Source organism: Mesorhizobium sp. M8A.F.Ca.ET.207.01.1.1 (assembly GCF_004794715.1).
Classification (GTDB): Bacteria; Pseudomonadota; Alphaproteobacteria; order Rhizobiales; family Rhizobiaceae; genus Mesorhizobium.
Genome location: NZ_SRUS01000009.1, coordinates 1 through 21,584, shown reverse-complemented (window position 1 = coordinate 21,584; position 21,584 = coordinate 1). Strand labels below are relative to the sequence as shown.

The following is a 21,584-nucleotide window of genomic DNA, read 5'->3' as shown; positions in this document are numbered from 1 at the left end:
TCGATATCTCAGTGGGACGTCGTCCGTTCGAGACCCGTCGCCGGCAGGGCTTTGCCCGTCGAGGGGTCGAACAAGCGAAGCGCGGCCTCGTCGAAGGTGAGGCTGCGCTTTTCGCCCTTGGCGACCTGGGCTCGCGGCGGGAGGCAAGCGGTCAGCCGCTGCGTGCCGATCCTGGCCGTCGTGACCAGTTCGGGGCCGGTCAGTTCGACGACCTCGATCTCCACCGGCAATGACAGGTCGGTGGCGGCTCCGGTCGCCACACGAAGCGCTTCCGGCCTGATGCCGACGACCATTTGTGCGCCTTCACGAGCCGCGTTCGCATAGCGTGCCGGCAAGGAGATCCGTACATCGGATTCGGCAATGGCCAGCTTGCCGCCGGTGACGGTGGCCTGCAGCATATTCATCGACGGCGCGCCGACGAAGCCGGCGACATAGAGTGTTGCCGGCTCGTTGTAGATCTCTTCCGGCGTGCCGAGCTGCTCGATCCTGCCGTCACGCATGACGGCGATGCGGCTGGCCAGCGTCATCGCCTCGATCTGGTCGTGGGTAACGTAGACGACGGTCGTCTGCAGCATCTGGTGCAGACGCTTCAATTCGGTGCGCATCTCCAGGCGCAGCTTGGCATCGAGATTGGACAACGGCTCGTCGAAGAGGAAGACCTGCGGCTTGCGCACCAGCGCCCGGCCGATGGCGACGCGCTGGCGCTGACCACCGGAAAGCTGGCTCGGCTTGCGGTCGAGCAACGCCTCGATCTGCAGCAGTCTCGCCGCTTCGTTCACGGCCCTGTCGCGCTCGTCAGCGGCGACGCCGCGCATCTCCAGCCCGAAGCCGATGTTGCGGCGCACGGTCAGGTTCGGATAGAGCGCGTAGGACTGGAAGACCATGGCGATATCGCGGTTCTTGGGATGGACGCCGAGGATCGAGCGGTCGCCGATCCGCACATCGCCGCTGGTCGCCTCGGCAAGGCCGGCGATGATGTTGAGAAGCGTCGACTTTCCACAGCCGGACGAGCCGAGCAGCACCAGGAATTCACCGCTCTGCAGTGCGATGTCGATGCCTTTCAGCGTTTCGACACTGCCGTAGCTTTTGCGGATGCCGCGGATTTCAAGCGCGCTCATGCATGGATTCCCTAGACTGCATCGGCCCGCCATAGTTGCGGGGCAAGGTGGAAATGGCGCGCGAGGCGACATAGGTCGCGGCGCGGAGGCACGCGGACAGCGGCTGTTCCTGCGCCAAAGCGGCCAGGAAGGCGGCATTGAAGACGTCGCCGGCGCCGATCGTGTCGACGACACGGACATCGGGCGCGGCGGCTTCGACAAGGGTGTTGTCCGGGCCGATTGCGATGGCGCCCCGCGGCCCACGCTTGACGACGAAGGTCGCGCCTTGCCTCATGCTGGATCGGATTTCCCGCGCCGCGTCCTCAGGACTCGGCAATCCCGCCAGGGTCACCGTCTCGACTTCGTTGAACAGCGCCAGCGCGCAGCGCGACAACCACGCCCTTGTCGCGGCGCAATTGACCTCGGTCCAGCCATCGATCGGCCAGCCTGTGTCGAGCGCCACGGATATGCCGTGGCGGTCGGCCCAGTCGAAAAATGCGTTGTAGTCGCGCGTGAGGTCCTCGGTCAGGAAGGAGCCGGAGAGCAGTGCGTAGCCGCCGGAGAGCGCGCTGCCGTCGAGAACGGACAAGACATCCCCGAGGCTGAAGCGGGGCAGGTGGCCGCGCGTGGTCAAGAAAGTCCGTTCGCCATCGGGATGGGTCATGCCGACCGACAAGGTCGTGCCTTCGGGACGGACCGGCCATTTCTCGGCACGGGCGCCGAACGCCTCGCGAAGCCAATGGCCGAACTGGTCGTCACCGACATTGGCGGCAATGGCGAAATCGACGCCCAGCGCTTGCCAGGCGAGCCCGGTGTTGCCGGCCTGGCCGCCGACGCGCAATTCGTCATGATCGACAACGGTCTCGGTTCCCGCCTTCGGCCATGGCGCGACCGGGCCGACAATCAGGTCGACATTGACGTTGCCGATCACCGCAAGCGGACGCATCACTCGCTCCTGGTGATCTTGGTGGTGCGCACGGGCGTGCCGGCATTGTCGACGCGGCTGTCGGCGAAGGCGATCATGAGGCGCTGCGCCACCGGCAGCATGGTGAAGACAGCGGCCATCCCTGAAGCGGGTCTGAACGAGAGCGTGACGGCACCGGCGACAGGCGCTTGCCCGGACGCGTCGAAAATGACCAGCGGCGCGCCGGCCTCGATCACTGAAAGGGCCATGGCGGTCACCAGCTCCGACGTGGGGTCGTTGCCGCGAAACAGTATGACGCCGATTTTGGGGCCGAGCATCTCCATCGGCCCGTGCCGCAACTGGCCGCCTTCGAGCGAAAAGCAGGGCAGCCGCGACAGTTCGGTCAGGCCAAGCGCCAGGGCTTCGGCCACGCCTTGCAGGCGGCGGCCGGAGGTGACGATCGTATCCACCTTGCCAAGTGCTGCGAGCGCGGGGGCGACGTCGCAATCCTGCGGAGCCTCGAGCATGGCAAGGGCAGGGGCCGGATCCTCACCCAGAGCAGCCAGGATGGCCAGATGCAGGGCCAGGGTCACGGTCAGGCTGCGTGTGGCGGCGAAAGCCAGCTCGGTGCCGCCGTCGCCGACCAGGCAAGGCGCAGTGCGGGCGAGAAATGAACCGCCTTCGAGCGTCAGGCCGAAAATGTCCGAGCTGCCGCCGGCCCGCGAAAACCATCTGACGACCTCGGCGCTTTCGCCGGATTGCGAGGTCACGATTACGGTGCGGCCCGTGAGCGGCAGTGGCTGGCCAAGCTGTTCGGACAGCGGCAGCGCCAGCGCATCGATGCCGAGCCCGCGATAGAGCGGCTCGACGGCTCGGCCGACAGCATGCGAGCCGCCCATGCCAAGCAGGAGCAGACGACCGGTGCGCTTGATGGAAGCGGCGGCCTTCTTCGCCTCGGCCGTGTTCTGCCGGAACGAAGCGATCGCATCCGCATGCTGCCGCGCCATTTCGCGGTCGATTGCGACCAGTCCGGCCGGCCGTTCTTTATCTGCAGTCATCATCATCCTTTCACACCGCCGCTGGTCAGGCCCGAGATCAGCGCCCGCTGCATGACAAGGCCGATCAATACGGGCGGCAAGGCGGCCAGCACGCCGGCGGTGGCGATCAGCCCGTAGTCGGAAACACGGCCGCCGGCCAAATCGGCGATGGCGACGGTCAAGGTCTTGGCGCGCTGGTCGGAGGTGAACAGCAGCGCGTAGAAGAATTCGTCCCATGCCAGCAGCACGGCGAACAGCGCCGATGTCGCCATAACCGGTGCCGCCAGCGGCAATGTGATGATGCGCAATGTCTGGAACAGGCCGGCGCCGTCGATCATCGCCGCCGCCTCGATCTCGCGCGGGATGGAATCGAAGCCGGATTTCATCAGCCAGGTGGTGAAGGGCGCCAGGATGGTGAGATAAACCAGCGCCAGGCCGAAGACATTGTTGAGCAGGCCGAGATGCGACAGGCCCATATAGAGCGGCACGGCCAGCGCCACCGGCGGTAGCATGTAGGTGGCGATGACCATCGACAGCGACCAGCCGATCGCTGGTGTGCGCGACACCGCCCAGCCGGCGGGGATGGCCAAGGCGAGTGCCGCCAGCGTCGCCATGCCTGCGATCTCGAGACTGTTGCGCAGCGATGAGGTGAAGGCAGCGCCGGCACTGTTTTCGGCCGTCGACAGCAATTGCCGGTAGCGGGAGAAGTCGGCTGCCTGCGGCCACCAGCGCATCGGCTTGGCGGCAAGATCGGCGGCCGGCGAGATGCTCATGATGAACAGCCAGGCGATGGGCGCCAGGATGATCGCGGCGAGCAGCAGCGCGCAGGCATAAATGAAGACGGTGAAGGCAGGGCTCCTGCGTTCCATCAGGCGGCACTCCCGGCGGTCTTTCGCACCAGCGCCGCATAGGCAACCGCCAGCACCGTGACGAGCAAGGTGACGATCAGCGCCAGCGACGCGCCCGAGCCGGCGCGCTGGAAGGAGAAGGCTTCCTGGTAGACGAGGATCGAGAGCGTTCGCGTGGTGTTTGCAGGCCCGCCGCGGGTCATCACCCAGATGATGTCGAAAACCTTGAAGGCCTCGATGGTGCGCAGCACCAGCGCCACCATCAGCGGCCCGGCGAGATAGGGCAGGATGACGAAGCGGAAGCGGTTGAAAGGTCCCGCGCCATCGACGAGCGAGGCGGCGGTGATGTCGCGCGGCACGGCTTGGAGAGCGGCGAGCGCGATCAGCGCCACCAGCGGAAAATTCTTCCAGCAATCGGCGACGATCAGGGCCGCCAGCGCCGTTCCCGGCTCGCCGAGCCAGGATCGGTAGGCGTCGATGAGATGCAGTTGCGTCAGCGCGGCATTGAGCGCGCCATATTCGGGATTGTAGATCAGCCGCCACAGCGTGGCGTTGACCACGGTCGGCAATGCCCAGGGCAGGATCATCAGGGCGCGCAGGACGGCGCGGCCGCGAAATTCTTGGTTGAGCAGGAGGGCGGCGAGGACGCCGATCACCATTTCGGCGGCAACAGAGATGACCGCGAACAATGTCGTGGTCACCAGCGTGCGCGAGAAATTCGAGCTCGACAGCATGTTGTAATAATTGTCGAAGCCGACGAAATCGCCGCCCGTGCCCACCAGCTTGGCGTCGGTGAAGGAAAGGCCGACCGTGTCGACCAGCGGCCAGCCGATGACGGCGACCATGACCACGAGCAAAGGCAGCATCAAGAGCCATGCGCGGGTCGTCATCCAGGTGCTCGACATCAGAGCAGCCTCTCTTCTTTCATCTGTGATCTGGACATAGCACGGGCGGCACTCGCGCATGACCCCGGAAATCGGAGGCCGATTTCCGGAAAGGATCATGCGCAAGATAGGAAGTGCTACAGCGTCTTTTACGCGTCATAAGGGACGCGGCGCTGTAGTGCCGCCCGTATCGAACGACTAGCTTGCCTCAGAGGCCGCTGTTCTGTGCTGCGGTCTTCAGGGCATCTTCCGGCGAAGACGTGCCGAGCAGCGATTCCTGGATGGCCTGCTGCAGCGCGGTCGACAGTTCCTGGTATTTCGGCGTGGTCGGACGCGGATACATGGCTGCCAGACCGAGCTTGGCGGCGGCGATCAGCTCCTCCTGGCCCTTGGTGACGGCCGGGTCGTCATAGGACGAGGCCCAGATCGGCAAAGAGAGCTTGGCGTATTGGTTCTGCGTGGCTTGCGAGGTCATGAAGGTGATGTACTTCCAGGCCTCGTCCGGGTGCTTGGAGACCGCGGTGACGCCGAGGCCCATCGAGCCGTTGACGGCCGACACTTCGCTGGTGCCGGCAACGCCCGGCGCCGGCACGACGCCGACCTTGCCGGCCACCTTCGAGTCCTTCGGGTCGTTGGCCATGTTGTACATGTAGGTCCAGTTCAGCGCGAAGGCGGCGTCGCCGTTTTCGAAGACCTTGCGAACGTCCTCTTCCAGGAATTCCTTGGAATTGGGATTGGTGAGACCCGACTTGTAGCTGTCGACCATGTATTTCAGCGCCAGCAGGCCGCCGCCATTCTGGAAGTCAGGCTTGCCGTCCTTGAGGAAGTCGCCGCCATAGGCGCTGACCAGCGTGGTGTAGTCGCAGATCGCGGCCTCGGCCTGCGACCAGCTCCACGCGATCGGCGTCTTCAGCAGGCCCTTGTCCTGGATCATCTTGGCCTGTGCGCCGAGTTCTTCCCAGGTCTTCGGCGGGGTCTTGATGCCGGCCTTTGCAAGGATGTCCTTGTTGTAGAACAGGTATTTGGTGTCGAGGATCCAGGGCATGCCATAGAACTTGCCGTCATACTGGACGGTGGTCCAGGCGCCCGGCAGCACGCCCTTCTTCATGTCGTCGGTGATCTTCGAAGACACATCGACCAGCACCTTGTTGGTGGCGTATTCGGCCGGCCAGATGACGTCGAACAGGACGACGTCATAACCGCCGCCCGACCCTTGAGCGAGCACGGTCTTGTCGTGCAGGCCCTCATAGGGGACGAATTCGAGATTGACCTTGACGTCCGGATTGGCCTTGGTGAAGGCATCCGTCATGGCGCGCACGTCGGCCTCGCTGTAGGCGGCCTGCGCCATGAACAGCGCGTTGAGCGTCGTTTCGGCGAAAGCGTGGGGGACGAACAGTCCTCCGGCAAAGACGGCGCCGACCAGTGTCTTGGTGATTGTCTTAAGCATTTTCTTCTCCCATTCCGGCGTTGACGGGTCGGCGGTGCCTGCGTTTGGCATCGTCTTCCCGGATCCATGTCGCGCGACCTGATCATCACCGGCTGCCCGTGGCGACAGGCTGGGAGCCTGACCATTTTGTTTTGCGGCGCCCGGCTTACATTAAGTCAACTCGCTTGACTTAATTAGTCGATCAATATTCTAATGGAGTCAAGAGGGGAAACGCCGATGGACGACATCAGCCCGATCCGCGCCAAGAGCGGCACCAACCAGGAGGGCACCAGCGCGCATAATCGCCGCGTCATGATCGAGGCGCTGCGTCTCAATGGCGCGCTGTCGCGGGCCGATCTGGCGCGGGCGACGCAGCTCACCAAGCAGGCGGTCTCCAACATCATCGAGGACCTGGAAAGCGATGGACTGGTCGTGGCGCTCGATGCGGTGCGCAAGGGCAGGGGCCAGCCGTCGACCCCCTACAGGCTGGTGCCCGAAGGCGCCTTCGCCATCGGCCTGCAGATCGACCGTTACCTGACGCGGGCGGTCGCGGTCGACCTGATGGGCAGTGTGCTGGCGCGCGCCGAGGCGAACCTGCCCTTTGATGAGCCGTCAAAGGGCGTCGAGGTGATCCTGGGCCTGATCGATGGCGTCCGGCGCGAGCTGGCCGGCATCTCCTCGCAGTCGGAGAAACGCCTCGTCGGTCTCGGCGTCGCCATGCCCGGCCCGTTCGGCCTGAAGAATTCGGATGACAAATGGATGATGCCGGCCTGGCAGAAGTTTCCGCTGCTGGACACGCTGGCCAAGGGCACGGGCCTGAATGTCGGCCTGCAGAACGACGCCGCGGCCTGCGCGACGGCGGAGCGCATCGTGGGTGCCGCGCATGGCGTCGACCACGCGGTGTGCCTTTATGTCGGCTACGGGATCGGCGCCGGACTGATCCTCAACGGCGAGCTGTACAGCGGCGGCCATGGCAACGCCGGCGAAATCGGCATGGCCCTGCTGTCGCCGGCCGGTCCGGGCTCGACACCGCTCGAACATCGCGCGTCGCTGGCCTCGCTTTACCAGCATCTCGTTCTCGATCCCGCCGACGAGGACCTCTACGGAAAGATCGGCGCGCTGGCCGCGTCGGGTGACGTGAAGATCATGCGCTGGATCGACGGGGCGGCGCACGACCTGCGCTGGAGCGTGCATCTGATCGAAACCATCTTCGATCCGCAGACAGTGATCCTGACCAGCGGCGCGCCGGAAGCGCTGGCGCGCCGGCTTGTCGAGGCGATGCATCCGCTGCTGCCGTCGATCGCCGACCGGCCAAGCCGGACCTTGCCGCGGCTGCAGCTCGGCACCACCGACCCCTGGTCGATCGCGCTGGGCGCGGCGGCGGCGCCGATCAGCCGCGCCTTCGATCCGCTGTTCTCGGCGATCCTGAAGACACGCTCCGGGCCCGCTTGAAAGGGACCGTGCGTCGAAGGCAGAGCCTCGCCCCGCGTCACACAGGGTTCATCGTCCGGACATAGCGTCTTTTCCAGTTCTTTGCTGCAATGCAATAGGAGTGGGACATGGTGGACATAGTTTCTAGTGAGGCGGGCATTCCGAGACCAGATCATCCGCTGGATAGTTCTGGCGGCGCGAAGTGGTTCCTGCCGGCCTTCGGGGTGCTGGTGCTGGTCGGCGTGGTCTATGTTGGCTACGCGCTGAGCCAGGACCTGGCGGTGGCCAAGACGGTGCCGTGGATCCTGCTCGGCATCGCCTTGCTGATCGCGCTCGGCTTCGAATTCGTCAACGGTTTCCATGACACCGCCAATGCGGTTGCGACCGTCATCTACACGCGCTCGCTGCCGGCGGAATTCGCCGTCATCTGGTCCGGCGCCTTCAATTTTCTCGGCGTTCTCACCTCCAGCGGCGCGGTTGCCTTCGGCATCCTGTCGCTGCTGCCGGTCGAGCTGATCCTGCAGGTCGGCTCCTCCTCCGGCTTCGCCATGGTGTTCGCATTGCTGGTGGCCGCGATCCTGTGGAACCTCGGCACCTGGTTCCTCGGCCTGCCGGCGTCCAGCTCGCACACGATGGTCGGCTCGATCATCGGCGTCGGCCTCGCCAACCAGTTCATGGCACCCGCCGGCAGCGCCACCAGCGGCGTCGACTGGTCGCAGGCAACCAATGTTGGCGTGACCTTGCTGGTATCGCCGATCATCGGCTTCTTCGCCGCCGCCATCCTGCTCTATGCGATGAAGCTTCTCGTCCGCAATCCGGCGCTCTACGAGGCGCCGAAGGGCAATGCCCCGCCGCCCTGGTGGATCCGGGCGCTGCTGATCTTCACCTGCACCGGCGTCAGCTTCGCGCATGGCTCCAATGACGGCCAGAAGGGCATGGGCCTGATCATGCTGATCCTGATCGGCGTCGTGCCGACGGCCTATGCGCTGAACCGTACGCCTGACATCAACTATCTCGAAGCCTACAAGTCGGCTTCGGTTAACGTGGAGACCGCGCTGGGCAAATATGTGAAGCCCGGTGTCACCGTCGCCGATGCGAAGGACGCCAAGGCAGCGGTGCAGGATGCCGTGCGCACCCGGACCTGGAGCGACAAGACGACGGTTGCGTTGCAGACCTTCATCCACAGCACAACGGCCGAGCTGCAGCCTTACGCTTCGGTCGACAATGTGCCGACCGATCTGGTCAGCAACGCCCGCAACGACATCTATCTGATCGGCGAGGCGCTGAAACTGATCGACAAGAAGCAGTTGCTGCCGATGGAGGCCGCCGATCTCAAGGCGGTCACCGACTATCACAAGGCCGTCGACAACGCGACGAAGTTCATCCCGATCTGGGTGAAAGTCGCGGTCGCCTTGGCGCTCGGCCTGGGCACGATGGTCGGCTGGAAACGCATCGTCGTCACGGTCGGCGAGAAGATCGGCAAGAGCCACCTGACCTACGGCCAGGGCGCTGCCGCGGAACTCGTCGCCATGGTCACCATCGGCATGGCCGACCGTCTGGGTCTGCCGGTGTCGACGACCCATGTTCTGTCATCCGGCGTCGCCGGCACGATGGCGGCGAACGGCTCGGGCCTGCAGTGGTCGACGGTGCGCAATCTGCTGCTCGCCTGGGTGCTGACCCTGCCGTGCTCGATCGCGCTCGCCTTCGCGCTGTTCATCGTCTTCCGTCAGGTGTTCTGAGCGCCAGACCCTCAAAAGAACGGCGCCACCTGCGGCGCCGTTTCTCTTTGTCGGCCCATCCTGCGAAGACCACTGAGGAGTCAGAGCGTGCGCCTTCCCAAGCGAACGCGCCGCTTCGAACGGTTCAGCTTTCGATGGAATCGTTGGCCGGCTCCAGCCTCACTCCTGCCGCCGCGCAACTTCCGCCCGGCTACGGCGGCGCAGCTGGCGCAGCGACAACACATGCAGCAGGATTGAACTCGGCACCACGAAAGCAGGGGTTAGCACACCCGGATAATCGCCAGCGCCGATGCTCAGCACATCCGGAACGATCAACTGCCACGGGCCGGGCGAGGTGATTATGCCCATGGTGATCGCGACAGCGAAATCGGCAAGGCCAAGGACGTTCCAGAGAGTTGCCGCCCTGCCGCCTCCGGCTGTGCCGTTCGCCACCGCGATCGCCGCCGGCAACGCGAGCAGTCCTGTCAGCATGTCTCCGATGCCTGCTGGCACTGCGAACACGCCGGGCAGCGCACCATGCAGCCACGCCGCGAGAGCCCAACTGCCGAATACGCGGTAGAGCTGAACCGCGACGAGCCAGCTCGCTGGCATCGCATCGAGCACCTGCCCGATCCGCCCAGAGAACAGCAACAGCGGCGCGCCGATGACCACCGGCAGGAAGATGGCCGATGGCAACGCCGGTAAACCCGTGGCGTCCTGGTGGAAGACGCCATTGATCGCGGCGCTCCAGGCGACGGCGAACCACAGCGTGTCCGCGATCATGATCGCCAACCAGGTCGCGCGACGTTGACCGGGCGTCAGGCTCGTATGTTCGAGGCCGAGCCACAATCCCAGAGCGACGAGCCCGTGAGCCGCGAGCTGGTGGAACGTGGTCGGAACGCCGCTGTCCGGGATCGCCGGCCAACGATAGATCAAGAGTAGCCACAGCGCCGTGAGCGGCACAAACCACAGCAGGCCGCGCCAGGCGTCACGCGATGGAACGACAGCAGGGGAAACGGCTTCGGCGGCCATCGGCGGTACTCCATTGAGCCCAGCGCATTCTGCTGGCGCCCAGATGTAAGCCCGCTCTCCGCGAGCGGCTATCCGCGATAATGTTGATGGCCTATGAAGCAGAGCTTCACAGTTTACGGGCTTCCAGCCGAGCGACCGCTATGCATTTTCCCGAGATTGCTCAGCTTGTGGCGGGTGCAAGTATCAAGTCGGATCTTCGCGATGCAGGTCGTGGATGGTGACGCCATCGGCATTGGTCGGCAGCATCAGCCATTTCTTGTGACGCAGCGTGCGCTCGGTGTCCTCGAGGCCCATCTCCCAATGCTCGCGCATCGAGGTGCCTGAAAACTCGTAGTCCTTGGCGTGACCCTCGTAGCCCTTGTGCTGATAGATCAGGTGGACGATGTTGACGACGCCGGCGTTGGAATAGTCGGCGATCAGCTCCTTCTCGCCTTCCTTGAGCTGCTCCGGCGGCACGCGCTTCAGCGCATCGAGCAGCTTCATCTTCAGCGCATGGATGCGCTCGAAATTGTCGGTGTTCTGCCGCGTGCGGCTCGAATACATGATGTCCTTGTGGCGCGACAGCACGTCGGCCATGCCGCGCGGCAGCACGCCGCGAGCGCTGAACAGATCGACCTGGAACACCAGCGAGGAACGGTCCTCTTCCTGGTCGAGCAGATATTGCAGCGGCGTGTTGGAGACGATGCCGCCATCCCAGTAATATTCGCCCTCGATGCGGATCGAGGGGAAGGCCGGTGGCAGCGCGCCGCTGGCCATGATGTGCTCCGGCGCGATCCGCACCTTCTCGGTGTCGAAATAGACGAAGTTACCGGTCCTGACATTGACCGCGCCGACACTCAGCCGCTTCTTGCCGTCGTTCAGCACATCGAAATCGATCAGGCTCTCCAGCGTGTCCTTCAACTCGGCGGTGTCGTAGAAGCTGGTGGCGCCTTCCGCTCCCGACAGCTGGAACCAGGGATTGGGATTGCGCGGCTTGAAGAAACCGGGCTGGCCCATTGTCATCGTCATCAACGACGAGGTTTGGTTGCGGATGTCGCGGTAGATGTCGCCTTCGGGCGTGTAGGACCAGATCTTGCGGCCGGAAATCGTCTGCCAGAACTGTTCCAGCCGCTGCAACCGGCGGCTCGGTTCATTGCCGGCGATGATCGCGGCGTTGATGGCGCCGATCGAGACGCCGGATAGCCAGCTCGGTTCGCAGCCGGCATCGGCCAGCGCCTGATAGACCCCTGCCTGATAGGCGCCGAGCGCACCGCCGCCTTGGAAGACCAGCGCGATACGGTCATACTGCGCCGTGATTTCCTCGATGGTGGCGGCTGCTGCCTTGTTGCGGGTACGCTCAAGCACGGACTTTCTCCAGCTGGGTTGCGCTGGCAGCGGATCGGCTGTGGTCAGCGAGGTAATCATGTACGACTTCGCCCAGGCCGAGCGTGAGGTCCGCCTTGAAGTGAACCGCCGACACGATGTCGAGCACGGGCAGCTTCGCCACGTCGGCCATGACATGGGGCCGCAGATCGAGCGCGGCCGGCGCGGTCCAGGCTTCCTTCAGCGTGATGTCGGTGAGGTAGTAGCGGACCAGTTCGCAGATGCGCGGCGTGCCGTCGACATGCGGGATGATCTTGATCAGGAAATTGGGGGCGGCGAGCGAAGCGAGCACGGAATCGTGGTCGGCTTCCCGATGCTTGTAGCCCATCGTGCCGGTGGCGCACAGAACGCTGCCATAGTGCAGCGTGCCGACGATCACCTCGCCTTCATGGACGATCTTGGGGTTGGCGAGCTTTTTCGGAAACCCCCACAGCTCACGGCCGCCGGCGATCGGCGCGTCGTCGTCGAGATACATGGAATGGACATAGCCGCCGTGCTGGCCCTTATGGCGTACGGGAATGACCTGACCGGTCTCGGTGTAGTCGCCGAAGCCGGTCGAGTCCGGCATGCGGATGAATTCGTATTTGACCAGCGGCTCATCGATCTCCAATGGCGCCGGCACGACGGCCTCGAGCGCCTCGCGTGTCGTGCGGTAGGTGATGATGATGTATTCGCGGTCGAAGAAACGATAAGGGCCGGGCGGGAAGGAGGGATTGGTGAGCGGCATCGCATAGGCGCGCTTCACGACATCGGCGATTTCCATCCAGGTGCCCCCAACGTTCGAAAATGACCCCGCGCGAATGCGCTGGGAAATATGTTGCATGGCAGCATGACAATGCCGTGTCATCGCCAAGACGCCCTTTCACGAAGCCGGCAAAGGCGGTCGCGGGGCTGTAATCGAGCCGACACATGGCCGTGGCATTGTCTTGTTGCGCCGCACAAACTATCTGCCTCAACACCACTCCCTCCCACCTCTTGCGAGATCTCCCCATGGGTTCCCTGTCTTCGAAGAATGCGCTTGTCACCGGCTCGACCAGCGGCATCGGCCTCGCGATCGCCCGCGCCTTTGCCGCCGAGGGTGCCAACGTCACCATCAATGGCCTTGGCGACGCCGCTGCCATCGAGCAGGAGCGAGTCGGCATCGAGAAGGATTTCGGCGTCAGGTGCCGCTATTCCGACGCCAACATGATGGATGGCGCCGCGGTCACCGACATGATCCACGACGCGGAAGAGGCGTTCGGCAGCCTCGACATCCTGGTCAACAATGCCGGCATCCAGCATGTGGCGCCGATCGAGGAGTTCCCCGACGACAAGTGGGAAGCCATCATCCGCATCAACCTGCTTGCCGCCTTCTACGCCATCAAGGCGGTGGTGCCGGGTATGAAAAGCCGCAAATGGGGCCGCATCATCAACACGGCCTCGGCGCACGCACTGGTCGCTTCGCCGTTCAAGTCGGCCTATGTTTCGGCCAAGCATGGCATATCGGGCCTGACCAAGACGGTGGCCCTGGAAGTCGCCCAGAACGGCATCACCGTGAACGCGATCGCGCCCGGCTATGTCTGGACGCCGCTGGTCGAGAAGCAGATCCCCGACACGATGAAGGCGCGCGGCATGACCGAGGAGCAGGTCAAGCACGACGTGCTGCTGGCCGCGCAACCGACCAAGGAATTCGTCACCGTGGAAGAGCTTGCGGCACTGGCATTGTTCCTGTGTTCGGATGCGGCCAAGCAGATCACCGGCACGACCTTGCCGATGGACGGTGGCTGGACGGCGCAGTAGAGCTGGTCGAAACATACCGGCTTCAGGCCGACGCCAGGCGGCGGCAGGAAGGCAGTGCGCGGGCCCATGAAAATCATCCAGCTCTCCGATCCGCATCTGATGGCGCCGGGTGGCCGTCTTCATGGCTCCGATCCGCTCGCCCGGCTGGAGGCTTGCCTGGCCGATATCGGCAGGAACCATGCCGATGCCGATCTGGTGGTGGTATCAGGCGACCTGACCAATGATGGCGAGCGCGCCGCCTATGCGGCATTGAGGCAGACGCTGGCGGGGTTCGTGCCGCCTTGCCGGTTGATGCTCGGCAACCACGACGACAGGGCGCTTTTTCTCGAGATGTTCCCGGAAGCGCCGGCCGGGCGCGGGTTCGTCCAGAGCGTCTTCGATGGCAGCGATGGCCGCCTGATCCTGCTCGACACGCTGGACGCCGGACATGTCGAGGGCAGGCTGTGCGCGGCCCGTCTCGACTGGCTCGACGAGAAGCTGCAGGAAGCGCGCGACCGGCCGGTTTTCCTCTTCATGCACCATCCGCCGTTCCGGATCCACATGCCGGTGCTTGACGAGGTCAGGCTCGGCGACGCCGATGCCTTGCATGACATTCTCCGGCGCCACGGCAATGTCGGCCACATCTTCGCCGGCCATGTCCATCGGCTGATCGCCGGCAGTTGGCGCGGCATACCAGTCAGCACACTGCGCAGCACCAACCACCAGAGCGCACTGGATTTTTCGGACAGCTGGCGGCTGGGCCATGAGCCGCCAGCCTATGCCGTCATCTTCATCGACGCGGATGGGGTGGTGGTGCATTTCCACGATTTTGGGGCCGGCCAGCCCGAGCCGGTCAAGGGTCCTTGACGAGGCGGCTTTCGCCGCCGCCGAGGTGGGTCTCCCACACATGGTCCGAGATCAGCCGCCGGTACTCCCGGGTCATGACCAGTTTTCTGTGCGAGGCGCCGCCGATGTGAAAAAAAGCGCCGCCCAGCATGCGATGGTCCGCCTCTACCCCACCAAAGTCGAGATCGGCTGCCGTCTTCTGCGCATCCGAAACATCGTTCTCAGCAAGCCCGCGATACAGCAGCGTCCAGTTTCCGCCGCCGGTGTCCATTCCGCTGACAAAACGCGGTGTGAAGTCCAGGTCCAGTCCTTGCACGGCGCTGAAGCGGAAGAAGCAGAACCCAGCCCACATGAACCAGGCTTCAGGGTCCGCTTGCGCTGGGCGCTTTGAGCCGTAGACGACTTTTCCCTCCATCATTGCGGGAATGTCCACGCGGGCGATCGGAAAGCAGTCGTGATCCAGAAATCCGAAAAGCTCCGGCCGCAATGACCGAACGACGTTGTGGAAGATCCAGTTCATGGAAATCCCGTGCGACCGGTTGGGATGGCCTTCCCGATTCCGAGGCAAACCGAAATAAGTGACTTTTCGCTCCCGGCAGATGTCCGCAATACGCACCCTGGCTGATCGATCGGATGAATTGTCAACGACGACCAGCGTCATTCCCGAGGAATACAAATGCCAGGCGCGAGTGAGCGCATCGATGACCCAGGGCGTATTGAAGGCAATGACAAAGCAGAAGCGCTGGGAGCCGGTTTGCCGCAACTCCTCGGCGAATTTCAGGCCTTCGGGAATGCCGCGCGCGCGAAAATCACGCTCAATCAATGCGTTGCGAAAAGCCTTGACCTTTCTGACGGGCCAGTTGTGGTTCAGCAGATCAACAAGGCCCTTGGCCGGCTTCCAACTCATGCAAACTTCGCCATTGCTCCAAAATCGGATGCCTGCTCATAAGACGAAGCCCATCTTCCCACAACCCTGGTCTTGAACCGCGAGAATTCGCGACCACCGGCTGGTCCGTACACGCATGCTGTATTTCAACCTGATCTGGTCGCGGGCGCTATCAATCGCGACATCGTAGCGCTAAAACGCCATCCGGGTTCTGCACGGGGTTGATATGTTTGTTGCGATCTTTCGCGCATTGCGCGCCATTCCCTTCATTGCTGCAAGTATTGCGCCGTAAAGCAGATAGCCCAGGACCTGGTGGCGCATTGCCGAGTATGACAGGGCCATCGGCGTCAGGAATCGCTTGGCGGTTCCCTCCACCACCCCGCGGCGCGCCGCGATGCGCCTGGCGAGCGCCTCATGCGACTGCGTGTAGGCCTCTGGATCGCCCGTCGTGCCGGACGAGAAGATCAGGAAGGCCGGACTAGCGTCATCCATCGCGGCGGCGTTGGCGTCGAATCCTGGCGCCGAGGCCGATTTCCAGCCGGCGTCGAAAAGCGCGTTCGGATATGCCTCGTCGCCCGGCATGGCGCGGCTTTCGAAAACCATTTTCAGGCCGAAGTCGCGGGCCTGCCTGGCACGCTGGCTCCTGGGGGTTCGAAAATCGACAACGACGGGGGTGGCGCCGATTTTCCAGCAGGCAAGGATGGACAGCACCACGTCGATGTTGTCGACCATGGCAAGGCCGACGCGGTCGCCCGGCCCGATGCCCGATGCGCCGAAATTGGCGGCAAGATGCCCTCTCTGCGCCAGCGCCTGGGCATAGGTGAGCGGTCGCTGACCATCGCGACCTTGTCGCCATGGGCGGCGAAGGCCTCCAGTATCTGCCGGCCAAAACTCATTGGCGATGCGGGTTCTTGCGTACGGCCCCGACCCGGGCGGAGAGGAACGTGATGATCTCCGCGTCGATCGCATCCATGTTGGCCTTGCGGAATTTGTTGTGCGTGCCCGGCATGACGACCGTCTTCACGCTGGCCTTGTCGGAGGCCCAGCCCTTGTAATCCTTCACGGTCGTGGCGCCCCATTCCGAACTGGCGAGAATGAGGATGTCGCAGGGATAGGACGAGGGCACAAAGCCGGCAGCGGTCTGCAGCAGCGCGCTCTTGTAGGCTTTCTTGCGCAGATGCCGCCCCAGACGTGTCTGTCCGAGGCGACCGTTTCAGCGTGTCGCGCAACAGGCGCCAGTAGATCACCTTGCGGGCGATATCGCGCCGCCTTCTCTCGGTGAGGCGATCGTCGGGCATTGGTTTCAGCCAGGCCGAACCTGGCGATGGCGGATCGATGAGCACGATCGCCGGCCGTTTGCCCGTCGCCTCGTGGCCCAGCCGGCCGACCTCGATCGCCAGCAAGCCACCCACGCATATGCCACCGATGATCTCGGGATGCCTGCCGGTCACCGAGGTCAGGGCTTCAAAATAGTTGGTGCCAATTTCGGCCATGGTGGAATAGGGCGTCTCGCCGGGTTCCGTGCCCATGCCGCGCACGGCCATGATCGCGTATCTGTCTTTCAGACGCCTGCTGAAGCGATTGGCGAACAAGGCCGAGCCGGTGATGCCGTGGATCATCGCGATCGGCTCCTGGCCGACGCTGCCGGACACCGGCACGATCAGTTCGCGGGCCGGATGCTCCGGTACCAGCGACGCGATCAAGCGGCCGAATTCACGCGGTGTCTGGGCTTCGAGCAGGACCGAGGTCTGCAATTTGACGCCGAACCGCTTCTGCACGGCAAGCACCAAAGTCTCCGCCATCAGCGAATCGCCGCCGAGATCGAAGAAATTGTCGTCGAAGCCGACTGCCGGTACGCCCAACTCCGTGGCGAAGATGCCGGCAATCGCATGGGCCGGGCCATCGCCTGGCACTGCCACAGGTCCAACCCGTTGTTGCACGTTCATCGGAAGCCCCTAACCGATGCATGTTCACTGCCAACGCTTTTACGCAGGCTCCTAACAAGTATCCTGTGCGCCATGGGACGGGACGCACGCGCGCCGCCATTGCGTGCAGTCTCGTCACGGCAATGTGGAATTACGCGGTTTGCCGGCTCTCCACCGGCTTTTTCTGCTGTGCTGCACGCATTGTGAAAGTGCTGCAAAAACACGCAGATTTTGGACATTAGTCTTGACAGAAATACAGATGTTCAATACCCGTCAGGCAATTGAACAAGCCTGCATTATGGGAGGATGAGCGGTATGGCTTCCAATGTTTCGTTGACGGGCCTTGCTCGCGATCTCGAGGAACGCGGCAAATCGGGCAAGCCGATCCGCATCGGCCTGATCGGGTCGGGCGAGATGGGAACCGACATCGTCACCCGTGTCGCCCACATGTCGGGCATCGAGATCGGGGCGATCTCCGAGCTGAACCTGCCTGCCGCCAGCAAGGCGGTGGACATAGCCTTCCAGGAAACCGGCCATGCGCGCGAAGTGTCGAACGCTTCGGCGATGACGGCTGCCATGGAAGCCGGCAAGGTGGCGGTCACCAATGACGCCAGCCTGGTCATCAACAATGATCTTATCGACGTCGTCATCGATGCCACCGGCGTTCCCGCCGTCGGCGCCGAGATCGGTTTGCGCGCCATGGAGCATGGCAAGCATCTGGTGATGATGAATGTCGAGGCCGACGTCACCATCGGCGCCTATCTGAAGAGCGAAGCCGACCGGCTCGGCGTCACCTATTCGCTGGGCGCCGGCGACGAGCCGTCCTCCTGCATGGAGCTGATCGAATTCGTCTCGGCGATGGGCCATCCGATCGTCGCCGCCGGCAAGGGCAAGAACAATCCGCTCAACATCGACGCCACGCCGCCCGCCTATGAGGAAGAGGCCAGGCGCCGGCACATGAACGTGCGCATGCTGGTCGAGTTCGTCGACGGCTCGAAGACCATGGTCGAGATGGCGGCGATCGCCAATGCCACCGGACTGGTGCCGGACAAGGCTGGCATGCATGGCCCTGCGGCGACGCTTGGCGAGTTGAACAAGGTCCTGGTGCCGCAGAAGGATGGCGGCGTCCTGTCCAGGGTCGGCGTCGTCGACTATTCGATCGGCAAGGGCGTCGCGCCGGGCGTCTTCGTCGTCGCCGACATGTCCCACCCGCGCATCTCGGAGCGCATGGAAGATCTGAAGATGGGCAAGGGCCCGTACTTCACCTTCCACCGCCCCTATCACCTGACTTCGCTCGAAGTGCCTCTGACCTGCGCCCGCGTCGTGCTCTACGGCAAGGCCGACATGGTGCCGCTGGCCAAGCCGGTGGCCGAAGTGGCCGCGGTTGCCAAGAAGGACATGCGGCCGGGCGAGAAGCTCGACGCGATCGGCGAATATTGCTATCGCGCCTGGATCATGACGGCGCCGGAAGCGCATGCCGTCAGGGCCATTCCCTGCGGCCTGCTGCAGGGCGGTTCGGTGACGGCGCCGATCAAGAAGGGTGAGTTGATCACCTACGCCAATGCCACCCCGGCTCCGGGCTCCAAGATCGCCGAACTGCGCGCCCGCCAGGACAAGCTCGTCTACGGAACCGTGGAGGCGTGATCATGGCCGGAGCCAGCAAAGCCGTCGCGGACAGCCGCGCCAACCTGCCTTTCGTCTATCGCCAGTACAGCGCCGAGCAGTTGAAGCAGGTGCTCTACAAGATGTACCTCATCCGCCGCTTTGAAGAGGGCGCGGAGGAAAGCTACACGCGCGGCCTCATCCACGGCACCATGCATCTATCGATCGGCCAGGAGGCCAGCGCCATGGGCATCTGCATGCCGCTGGGCGAGGATGACCAGATCACCTCGACGCATCGAGGCCATGGCCATTGCATCGCCAAGGGCGCGGAAGTGAAGCGCATGTTCGCCGAGTTCTTCGGCAAGACCACGGGCTACTGCAAGGGCCGCGGCGGTTCGATGCACATCGCCGATGTCGCCAAGGGCAATCTCGGCGCCAACGGCATTGTCGGCGGCGGCATTCCGATCGCGGTTGGCGCCGCGCTGTCCTCCAAGATGATGAAGACCGGCAAGGTGGTCGTCTCCTTCTTCGGCGACGGCGCCAACAATGAGGGCGCCTTCCACGAGGCGCTCAATATGGCGGCGGTCTGGAAGCTGCCTGTCATTTTCGTCTGCGAGAACAATGGCTACGGCATGTCGACATCGACGGCCCGGTCGACCGCGGTCAAGAACATCGCCGACCGTGCCGCCGCCTATTCGATGCCTGGCGTCATCGTCAACGGCAACATCTTCTCCGAGGTCGCCGAGGCTTCGTACAAGGCGGTCGAGCGGGCACGCGCGGGCGAGGGGCCGACGCTGATCGAGTCCAAGACATACCGCCATCGCGGTCACTCCAAGAGCGACCGCAACCGCTACCGCACCAAGGAAGAGATCGAGGACTGGATGTCGAACCGCGACCCGATCACGCTGTTCGAGAACGAGTTGCGGGAATTCGGTTTCATCGACGACAAGGGCATCGAAGCCATCCGCGACGCGGTGGCGCAAGAGATCGCCGACGGCATCGAGTTCGCCAAGGCGAGCCCCTCGCCCGACGTCAGCGAGACCGGAAATTACGTGTATACGGAGCAGGCGTGATGGACGCGATGGTGCGTGAACTGAGCTACGCCCAGGCGATCCAGGAAGCTATGGCGATCGCCATGGACATGGACGAGCGCGTCTTCCTGATGGGCGAGGATATCGGCGTCTATGGCGGCGCCTTCCAGGTCACTGGCGACCTGGTCGATCGTTACGGCGCGGACCGGGTGCTGGACACGCCAATCTCGGAACTGGGTGGTGCTGGCGTCGCAGTCGGCGCTGCCGTCACCGGCATGCGGCCGATCTTCGAATTCCAGTTTTCGGATTTCGCCACGCTCGCCATGGAGCAGATCGTCAACCAGGCCGCCAAGATGCGCTTCATGCTGGGCGGCGAGGTTTCAGTGCCTGTCGTCATGCGCTTCCCTGCCGGCTCCGGCACGGGGGCCGCCGCGCAGCACAGCCAGAGCCTGGAAGCCTGGCTCGGCCATGTGCCGGGACTGAAGGTCATCCAGCCGGCGACACCCTATGATGCCAAGGGCATGCTTCTGGCTGCTGTCGCCGATCCCGATCCGGTCATGATCTTCGAGCACAAGCTGCTCTACAAGATGAAGGGGCTGGTGCCGGAAGGCTATTACACCGTGCCGATCGGCAAGGCCGACATCCGCCGCGAGGGCCGCGACCTCACCATCGTCGCCACCTCGATCATGGTGCAGAAGGCGCTTGACGCCGCCGCCACGCTGGAGGCCGAAGGCATCGACGTCGAAGTCGTCGACCTCCGGACCATCCGGCCGATGGACAAGCAGACCGTCATCGACAGCGTCAAGAAGACGTCGCGGCTGATGTGCGTCTACGAAGCCGTCAAGACGCTGGGCATCGGCGCCGAGGTCAGCGCCATGATCGCCGAGAGCGAGGCGTTCGATTATCTCGATGCGCCGATCGTGCGACTGGGCGGCGCGGAAACGCCGATCCCCTACAATCCGGAGCTGGAAAAGGCCACGGTGCCGCAGGTTCCCGACATCATCATCGCCGCGCGCGACCTCGTGAAAGGGGTTCGCTGAGACATGCCGACCGAAGTCATTCTTCCCAAGGTCGACATGGACATGGCGACCGGACAGATTTCGCGCTGGTTCGCCGAGGAAGGCGCTCAGGTCAAGAAGGGCGACGTGCTGTTCGAGATCGAGACCGACAAGGCCGCGATGGAGATCGATGCGCCTGCCAGTGGCGTGCTTCGCGACGTGACCGGCAAGGAAGGCGTCGATATTCCGGTCGGCGCGCCGGTCGCCTGGATCTATGCCGACGGCGAGGCTTATGGGACCAAGCAGGACGCGGCGCCAGTCTCCCCCCTCGCGACGAAGCACGATGTCCTTTCAACTGCCGGGAGCGAGGCGCCCCCCTCCGCCCTGCCGGGCATCTCCCCCACAAGGGGGGAGATCGGCCAATCGCCGTCGGGCGCACGCGCGACACCGTTGGCTCGCCGCTTGGCGCGCGAGGCGGGTCTCATCCTTTCAGCCATATCAGGCACCGGCCCGCATGGCCGTGTGGTCAAGGCGGACATCGATGCGGCGATTGCCAAGGGCGGCGCCAGGGAGGCTCCGGCGGTCGCTCCCGAAGCTCCTGCCGCATCTGCGCCGGCAGTAAAGGCAATGTCGGACGATCAGGTGCTGAAGCTGTTCGAGCAAGGCTCTTATGAACTCGTCCCGCACGACAATATGCGCAAGACCATCGCGCGGCGCCTGGTCGAGGCCAAGACCACCATCCCGCATTTCTACCTGACGCTCGACTGCGAGCTCGACGCGCTGCTTTCGCTGCGCACGC

Annotated in this window: 20 protein-coding genes and 1 pseudogene; 8 read left to right on the top strand and 13 right to left on the bottom strand. The window is 63.9% G+C overall.

Annotation, left to right across the window (positions count from 1 at the left end):
• Positions 1-8: 8 nt before the first annotated feature.
• From ugpC to EN850_RS24460, 6 genes are all read right to left on the bottom strand, one after another.
• The gene (gene ugpC, locus EN850_RS24485) at positions 9-1,118 is read right to left on the bottom strand and encodes a sn-glycerol-3-phosphate ABC transporter ATP-binding protein UgpC (RefSeq protein WP_136092454.1); all 1,110 of its coding nucleotides are present in this window, start codon (positions 1,116-1,118) and stop codon (positions 9-11) included.
• Positions 1,105-2,043, bottom strand: a complete 939-nt coding sequence (locus tag EN850_RS24480) for a PfkB family carbohydrate kinase (protein WP_136092453.1) — start codon at positions 2,041-2,043, stop codon at positions 1,105-1,107. The genes ugpC and EN850_RS24480 overlap by 14 nt, the downstream gene beginning before the upstream one ends.
• The gene (locus EN850_RS24475) at positions 2,043-3,065 is read right to left on the bottom strand and encodes an SIS domain-containing protein (protein ID WP_127872021.1); all 1,023 of its coding nucleotides are present in this window, start codon (positions 3,063-3,065) and stop codon (positions 2,043-2,045) included. Before EN850_RS24475 ends, EN850_RS24480 begins: the two co-directional genes overlap by 1 nt.
• Positions 3,062-3,907, bottom strand: a complete 846-nt coding sequence (locus tag EN850_RS24470; protein ID WP_136092452.1) for a carbohydrate ABC transporter permease — start codon at positions 3,905-3,907, stop codon at positions 3,062-3,064. The genes EN850_RS24475 and EN850_RS24470 overlap by 4 nt, the downstream gene beginning before the upstream one ends.
• Positions 3,907-4,791: a sugar ABC transporter permease gene (locus EN850_RS24465; protein WP_136092451.1), complete on the bottom strand. Its 885-nt coding sequence runs from the start codon at positions 4,789-4,791 to the stop codon at positions 3,907-3,909. Before EN850_RS24465 ends, EN850_RS24470 begins: the two co-directional genes overlap by 1 nt.
• Before the next feature lie 187 nt (positions 4,792-4,978).
• On the bottom strand, positions 4,979-6,217 hold the full coding sequence (locus EN850_RS24460; RefSeq protein WP_136092450.1) for an extracellular solute-binding protein: 1,239 nt from the start codon (positions 6,215-6,217) through the stop codon (positions 4,979-4,981).
• Between the two features lie 216 nt (positions 6,218-6,433).
• On the opposite strand from EN850_RS24460, the gene EN850_RS24455 reads away from it, so the two are divergent.
• Together EN850_RS24455 and EN850_RS24450 are read left to right on the top strand one after the other, a co-directional pair.
• Positions 6,434-7,648, top strand: a complete 1,215-nt coding sequence (locus EN850_RS24455; protein ID WP_136092449.1) for an ROK family transcriptional regulator — start codon at positions 6,434-6,436, stop codon at positions 7,646-7,648.
• A 107-nt stretch (positions 7,649-7,755) separates the two neighbouring features.
• Positions 7,756-9,366 carry an inorganic phosphate transporter gene (locus tag EN850_RS24450; RefSeq protein ID WP_136092448.1) on the top strand — a complete coding sequence of 537 codons (1,611 nt, stop codon included), beginning with the start codon at positions 7,756-7,758 and terminating at the stop codon, positions 9,364-9,366.
• Positions 9,367-9,525: 159 nt separating this feature from the next.
• Here EN850_RS24450 and EN850_RS24445 read toward each other — a convergent pair whose 3' ends face one another.
• The 3 genes from EN850_RS24445 to EN850_RS24435 all read right to left on the bottom strand — a co-directional run bounded on the left by EN850_RS24445 (position 9,526) and on the right by EN850_RS24435 (position 12,502).
• Positions 9,526-10,377 (bottom strand): MFS transporter, encoded by an 852-nt coding sequence (locus tag EN850_RS24445; protein WP_136092447.1) that lies wholly within the window; start codon positions 10,375-10,377, stop codon positions 9,526-9,528.
• A 183-nt stretch (positions 10,378-10,560) separates the two neighbouring features.
• A complete protein-coding gene (locus EN850_RS24440; RefSeq protein ID WP_127280248.1) occupies positions 10,561-11,721 on the bottom strand; it encodes a patatin-like phospholipase family protein in 1,161 nt (386 codons plus the stop codon).
• Positions 11,714-12,502, bottom strand: a complete 789-nt coding sequence (locus EN850_RS24435; protein ID WP_136092446.1) for an acetoacetate decarboxylase — start codon at positions 12,500-12,502, stop codon at positions 11,714-11,716. The genes EN850_RS24440 and EN850_RS24435 overlap by 8 nt, the downstream gene beginning before the upstream one ends.
• A 227-nt stretch (positions 12,503-12,729) precedes the next feature.
• Here EN850_RS24435 and EN850_RS24430 point away from each other — a divergent pair, with 227 nt between their 5' ends.
• Positions 12,730-13,518, top strand: a complete 789-nt coding sequence (locus EN850_RS24430; protein WP_136092445.1) for a 3-hydroxybutyrate dehydrogenase — start codon at positions 12,730-12,732, stop codon at positions 13,516-13,518.
• A 66-nt stretch (positions 13,519-13,584) separates the two neighbouring features.
• Entirely contained in the window at positions 13,585-14,364 is a 780-nt protein-coding gene (locus EN850_RS24425; protein ID WP_135863026.1) for a phosphodiesterase, read from the top strand.
• Here EN850_RS24425 and EN850_RS24420 read toward each other — a convergent pair.
• From EN850_RS24420 to EN850_RS37245, 4 genes and pseudogenes are all read right to left on the bottom strand, one after another.
• A complete protein-coding gene (locus EN850_RS24420) occupies positions 14,351-15,250 on the bottom strand; it encodes a hypothetical protein (RefSeq protein ID WP_136092444.1) in 900 nt (299 codons plus the stop codon). The genes EN850_RS24425 and EN850_RS24420 overlap by 14 nt on opposite strands.
• Positions 15,251-15,421: 171 nt before the next feature.
• Positions 15,422-16,198, bottom strand: a complete 777-nt coding sequence (locus EN850_RS24415) for a class I adenylate-forming enzyme family protein (RefSeq protein WP_245512006.1) — start codon at positions 16,196-16,198, stop codon at positions 15,422-15,424.
• Positions 16,122-16,355: a hypothetical protein gene (locus EN850_RS37250; protein WP_246689270.1), complete on the bottom strand. Its 234-nt coding sequence runs from the start codon at positions 16,353-16,355 to the stop codon at positions 16,122-16,124. Before EN850_RS37250 ends, EN850_RS24415 begins: the two co-directional genes overlap by 77 nt.
• A gap of 241 nt (positions 16,356-16,596) precedes the next feature.
• Positions 16,597-17,175: pseudogene (locus EN850_RS37245) on the bottom strand (phosphopantetheine-binding protein); the annotation flags it as partial.
• 294 nt (positions 17,176-17,469) lie between these two features.
• Between EN850_RS37245 and EN850_RS24405 the strand changes: the two are divergent.
• The 4 genes from EN850_RS24405 to EN850_RS24390 all read left to right on the top strand — a co-directional run.
• Entirely contained in the window at positions 17,470-18,798 is a 1,329-nt protein-coding gene (locus EN850_RS24405) for an NAD(P)H-dependent oxidoreductase (RefSeq protein ID WP_136092443.1), read from the top strand.
• Between the two features lie 2 nt (positions 18,799-18,800).
• Positions 18,801-19,829 (top strand): thiamine pyrophosphate-dependent dehydrogenase E1 component subunit alpha, encoded by a 1,029-nt coding sequence (locus EN850_RS24400; protein WP_127279553.1) that lies wholly within the window; start codon positions 18,801-18,803, stop codon positions 19,827-19,829.
• Positions 19,829-20,827 (top strand): alpha-ketoacid dehydrogenase subunit beta, encoded by a 999-nt coding sequence (locus EN850_RS24395; protein ID WP_127872165.1) that lies wholly within the window; start codon positions 19,829-19,831, stop codon positions 20,825-20,827. Before EN850_RS24400 ends, EN850_RS24395 begins: the two co-directional genes overlap by 1 nt.
• 3 nt (positions 20,828-20,830) lie before the next feature.
• A partial coding sequence (locus tag EN850_RS24390; protein WP_135897773.1) for a biotin/lipoyl-containing protein occupies positions 20,831-21,584 on the top strand: 754 nt, incomplete at its 3' end.

What these genes read in the sequence shown, in the direction of transcription:
- ugpC (WP_136092454.1), bottom strand. Translation starts at nt 1,118, where the DNA reads ATGAGCGCGCTTGAAATCCGCGGCATCCGCAAAAGCTACGGCAGTGTC.
- EN850_RS24480 (WP_136092453.1), bottom strand. Translation starts at nt 2,043, where the DNA reads ATGCGTCCGCTTGCGGTGATCGGCAACGTCAATGTCGACCTGATTGTC.
- EN850_RS24475 (WP_127872021.1), bottom strand. Translation starts at nt 3,065, where the DNA reads ATGATGATGACTGCAGATAAAGAACGGCCGGCCGGACTGGTCGCAATC.
- EN850_RS24470 (WP_136092452.1), bottom strand. Translation starts at nt 3,907, where the DNA reads ATGGAACGCAGGAGCCCTGCCTTCACCGTCTTCATTTATGCCTGCGCG.
- EN850_RS24465 (WP_136092451.1), bottom strand. Translation starts at nt 4,791, where the DNA reads ATGTCGAGCACCTGGATGACGACCCGCGCATGGCTCTTGATGCTGCCT.
- EN850_RS24460 (WP_136092450.1), bottom strand. Translation starts at nt 6,217, where the DNA reads ATGCTTAAGACAATCACCAAGACACTGGTCGGCGCCGTCTTTGCCGGA.
- EN850_RS24455 (WP_136092449.1), top strand. Translation starts at nt 6,434, where the DNA reads ATGGACGACATCAGCCCGATCCGCGCCAAGAGCGGCACCAACCAGGAG.
- EN850_RS24450 (WP_136092448.1), top strand. Translation starts at nt 7,756, where the DNA reads ATGGTGGACATAGTTTCTAGTGAGGCGGGCATTCCGAGACCAGATCAT.
- EN850_RS24445 (WP_136092447.1), bottom strand. Translation starts at nt 10,377, where the DNA reads ATGGCCGCCGAAGCCGTTTCCCCTGCTGTCGTTCCATCGCGTGACGCC.
- EN850_RS24435 (WP_136092446.1), bottom strand. Translation starts at nt 12,502, where the DNA reads ATGGAAATCGCCGATGTCGTGAAGCGCGCCTATGCGATGCCGCTCACC.
- EN850_RS24430 (WP_136092445.1), top strand. Translation starts at nt 12,730, where the DNA reads ATGGGTTCCCTGTCTTCGAAGAATGCGCTTGTCACCGGCTCGACCAGC.
- EN850_RS24425 (WP_135863026.1), top strand. Translation starts at nt 13,585, where the DNA reads ATGAAAATCATCCAGCTCTCCGATCCGCATCTGATGGCGCCGGGTGGC.
- EN850_RS24420 (WP_136092444.1), bottom strand. Translation starts at nt 15,250, where the DNA reads ATGAGTTGGAAGCCGGCCAAGGGCCTTGTTGATCTGCTGAACCACAAC.
- EN850_RS24415 (WP_245512006.1), bottom strand. Translation starts at nt 16,198, where the DNA reads ATGCGATCGACGCGGAGATCATCACGTTCCTCTCCGCCCGGGTCGGGG.
- EN850_RS24405 (WP_136092443.1), top strand. Translation starts at nt 17,470, where the DNA reads ATGGCTTCCAATGTTTCGTTGACGGGCCTTGCTCGCGATCTCGAGGAA.
- EN850_RS24400 (WP_127279553.1), top strand. Translation starts at nt 18,801, where the DNA reads ATGGCCGGAGCCAGCAAAGCCGTCGCGGACAGCCGCGCCAACCTGCCT.
- EN850_RS24395 (WP_127872165.1), top strand. Translation starts at nt 19,829, where the DNA reads ATGGACGCGATGGTGCGTGAACTGAGCTACGCCCAGGCGATCCAGGAA.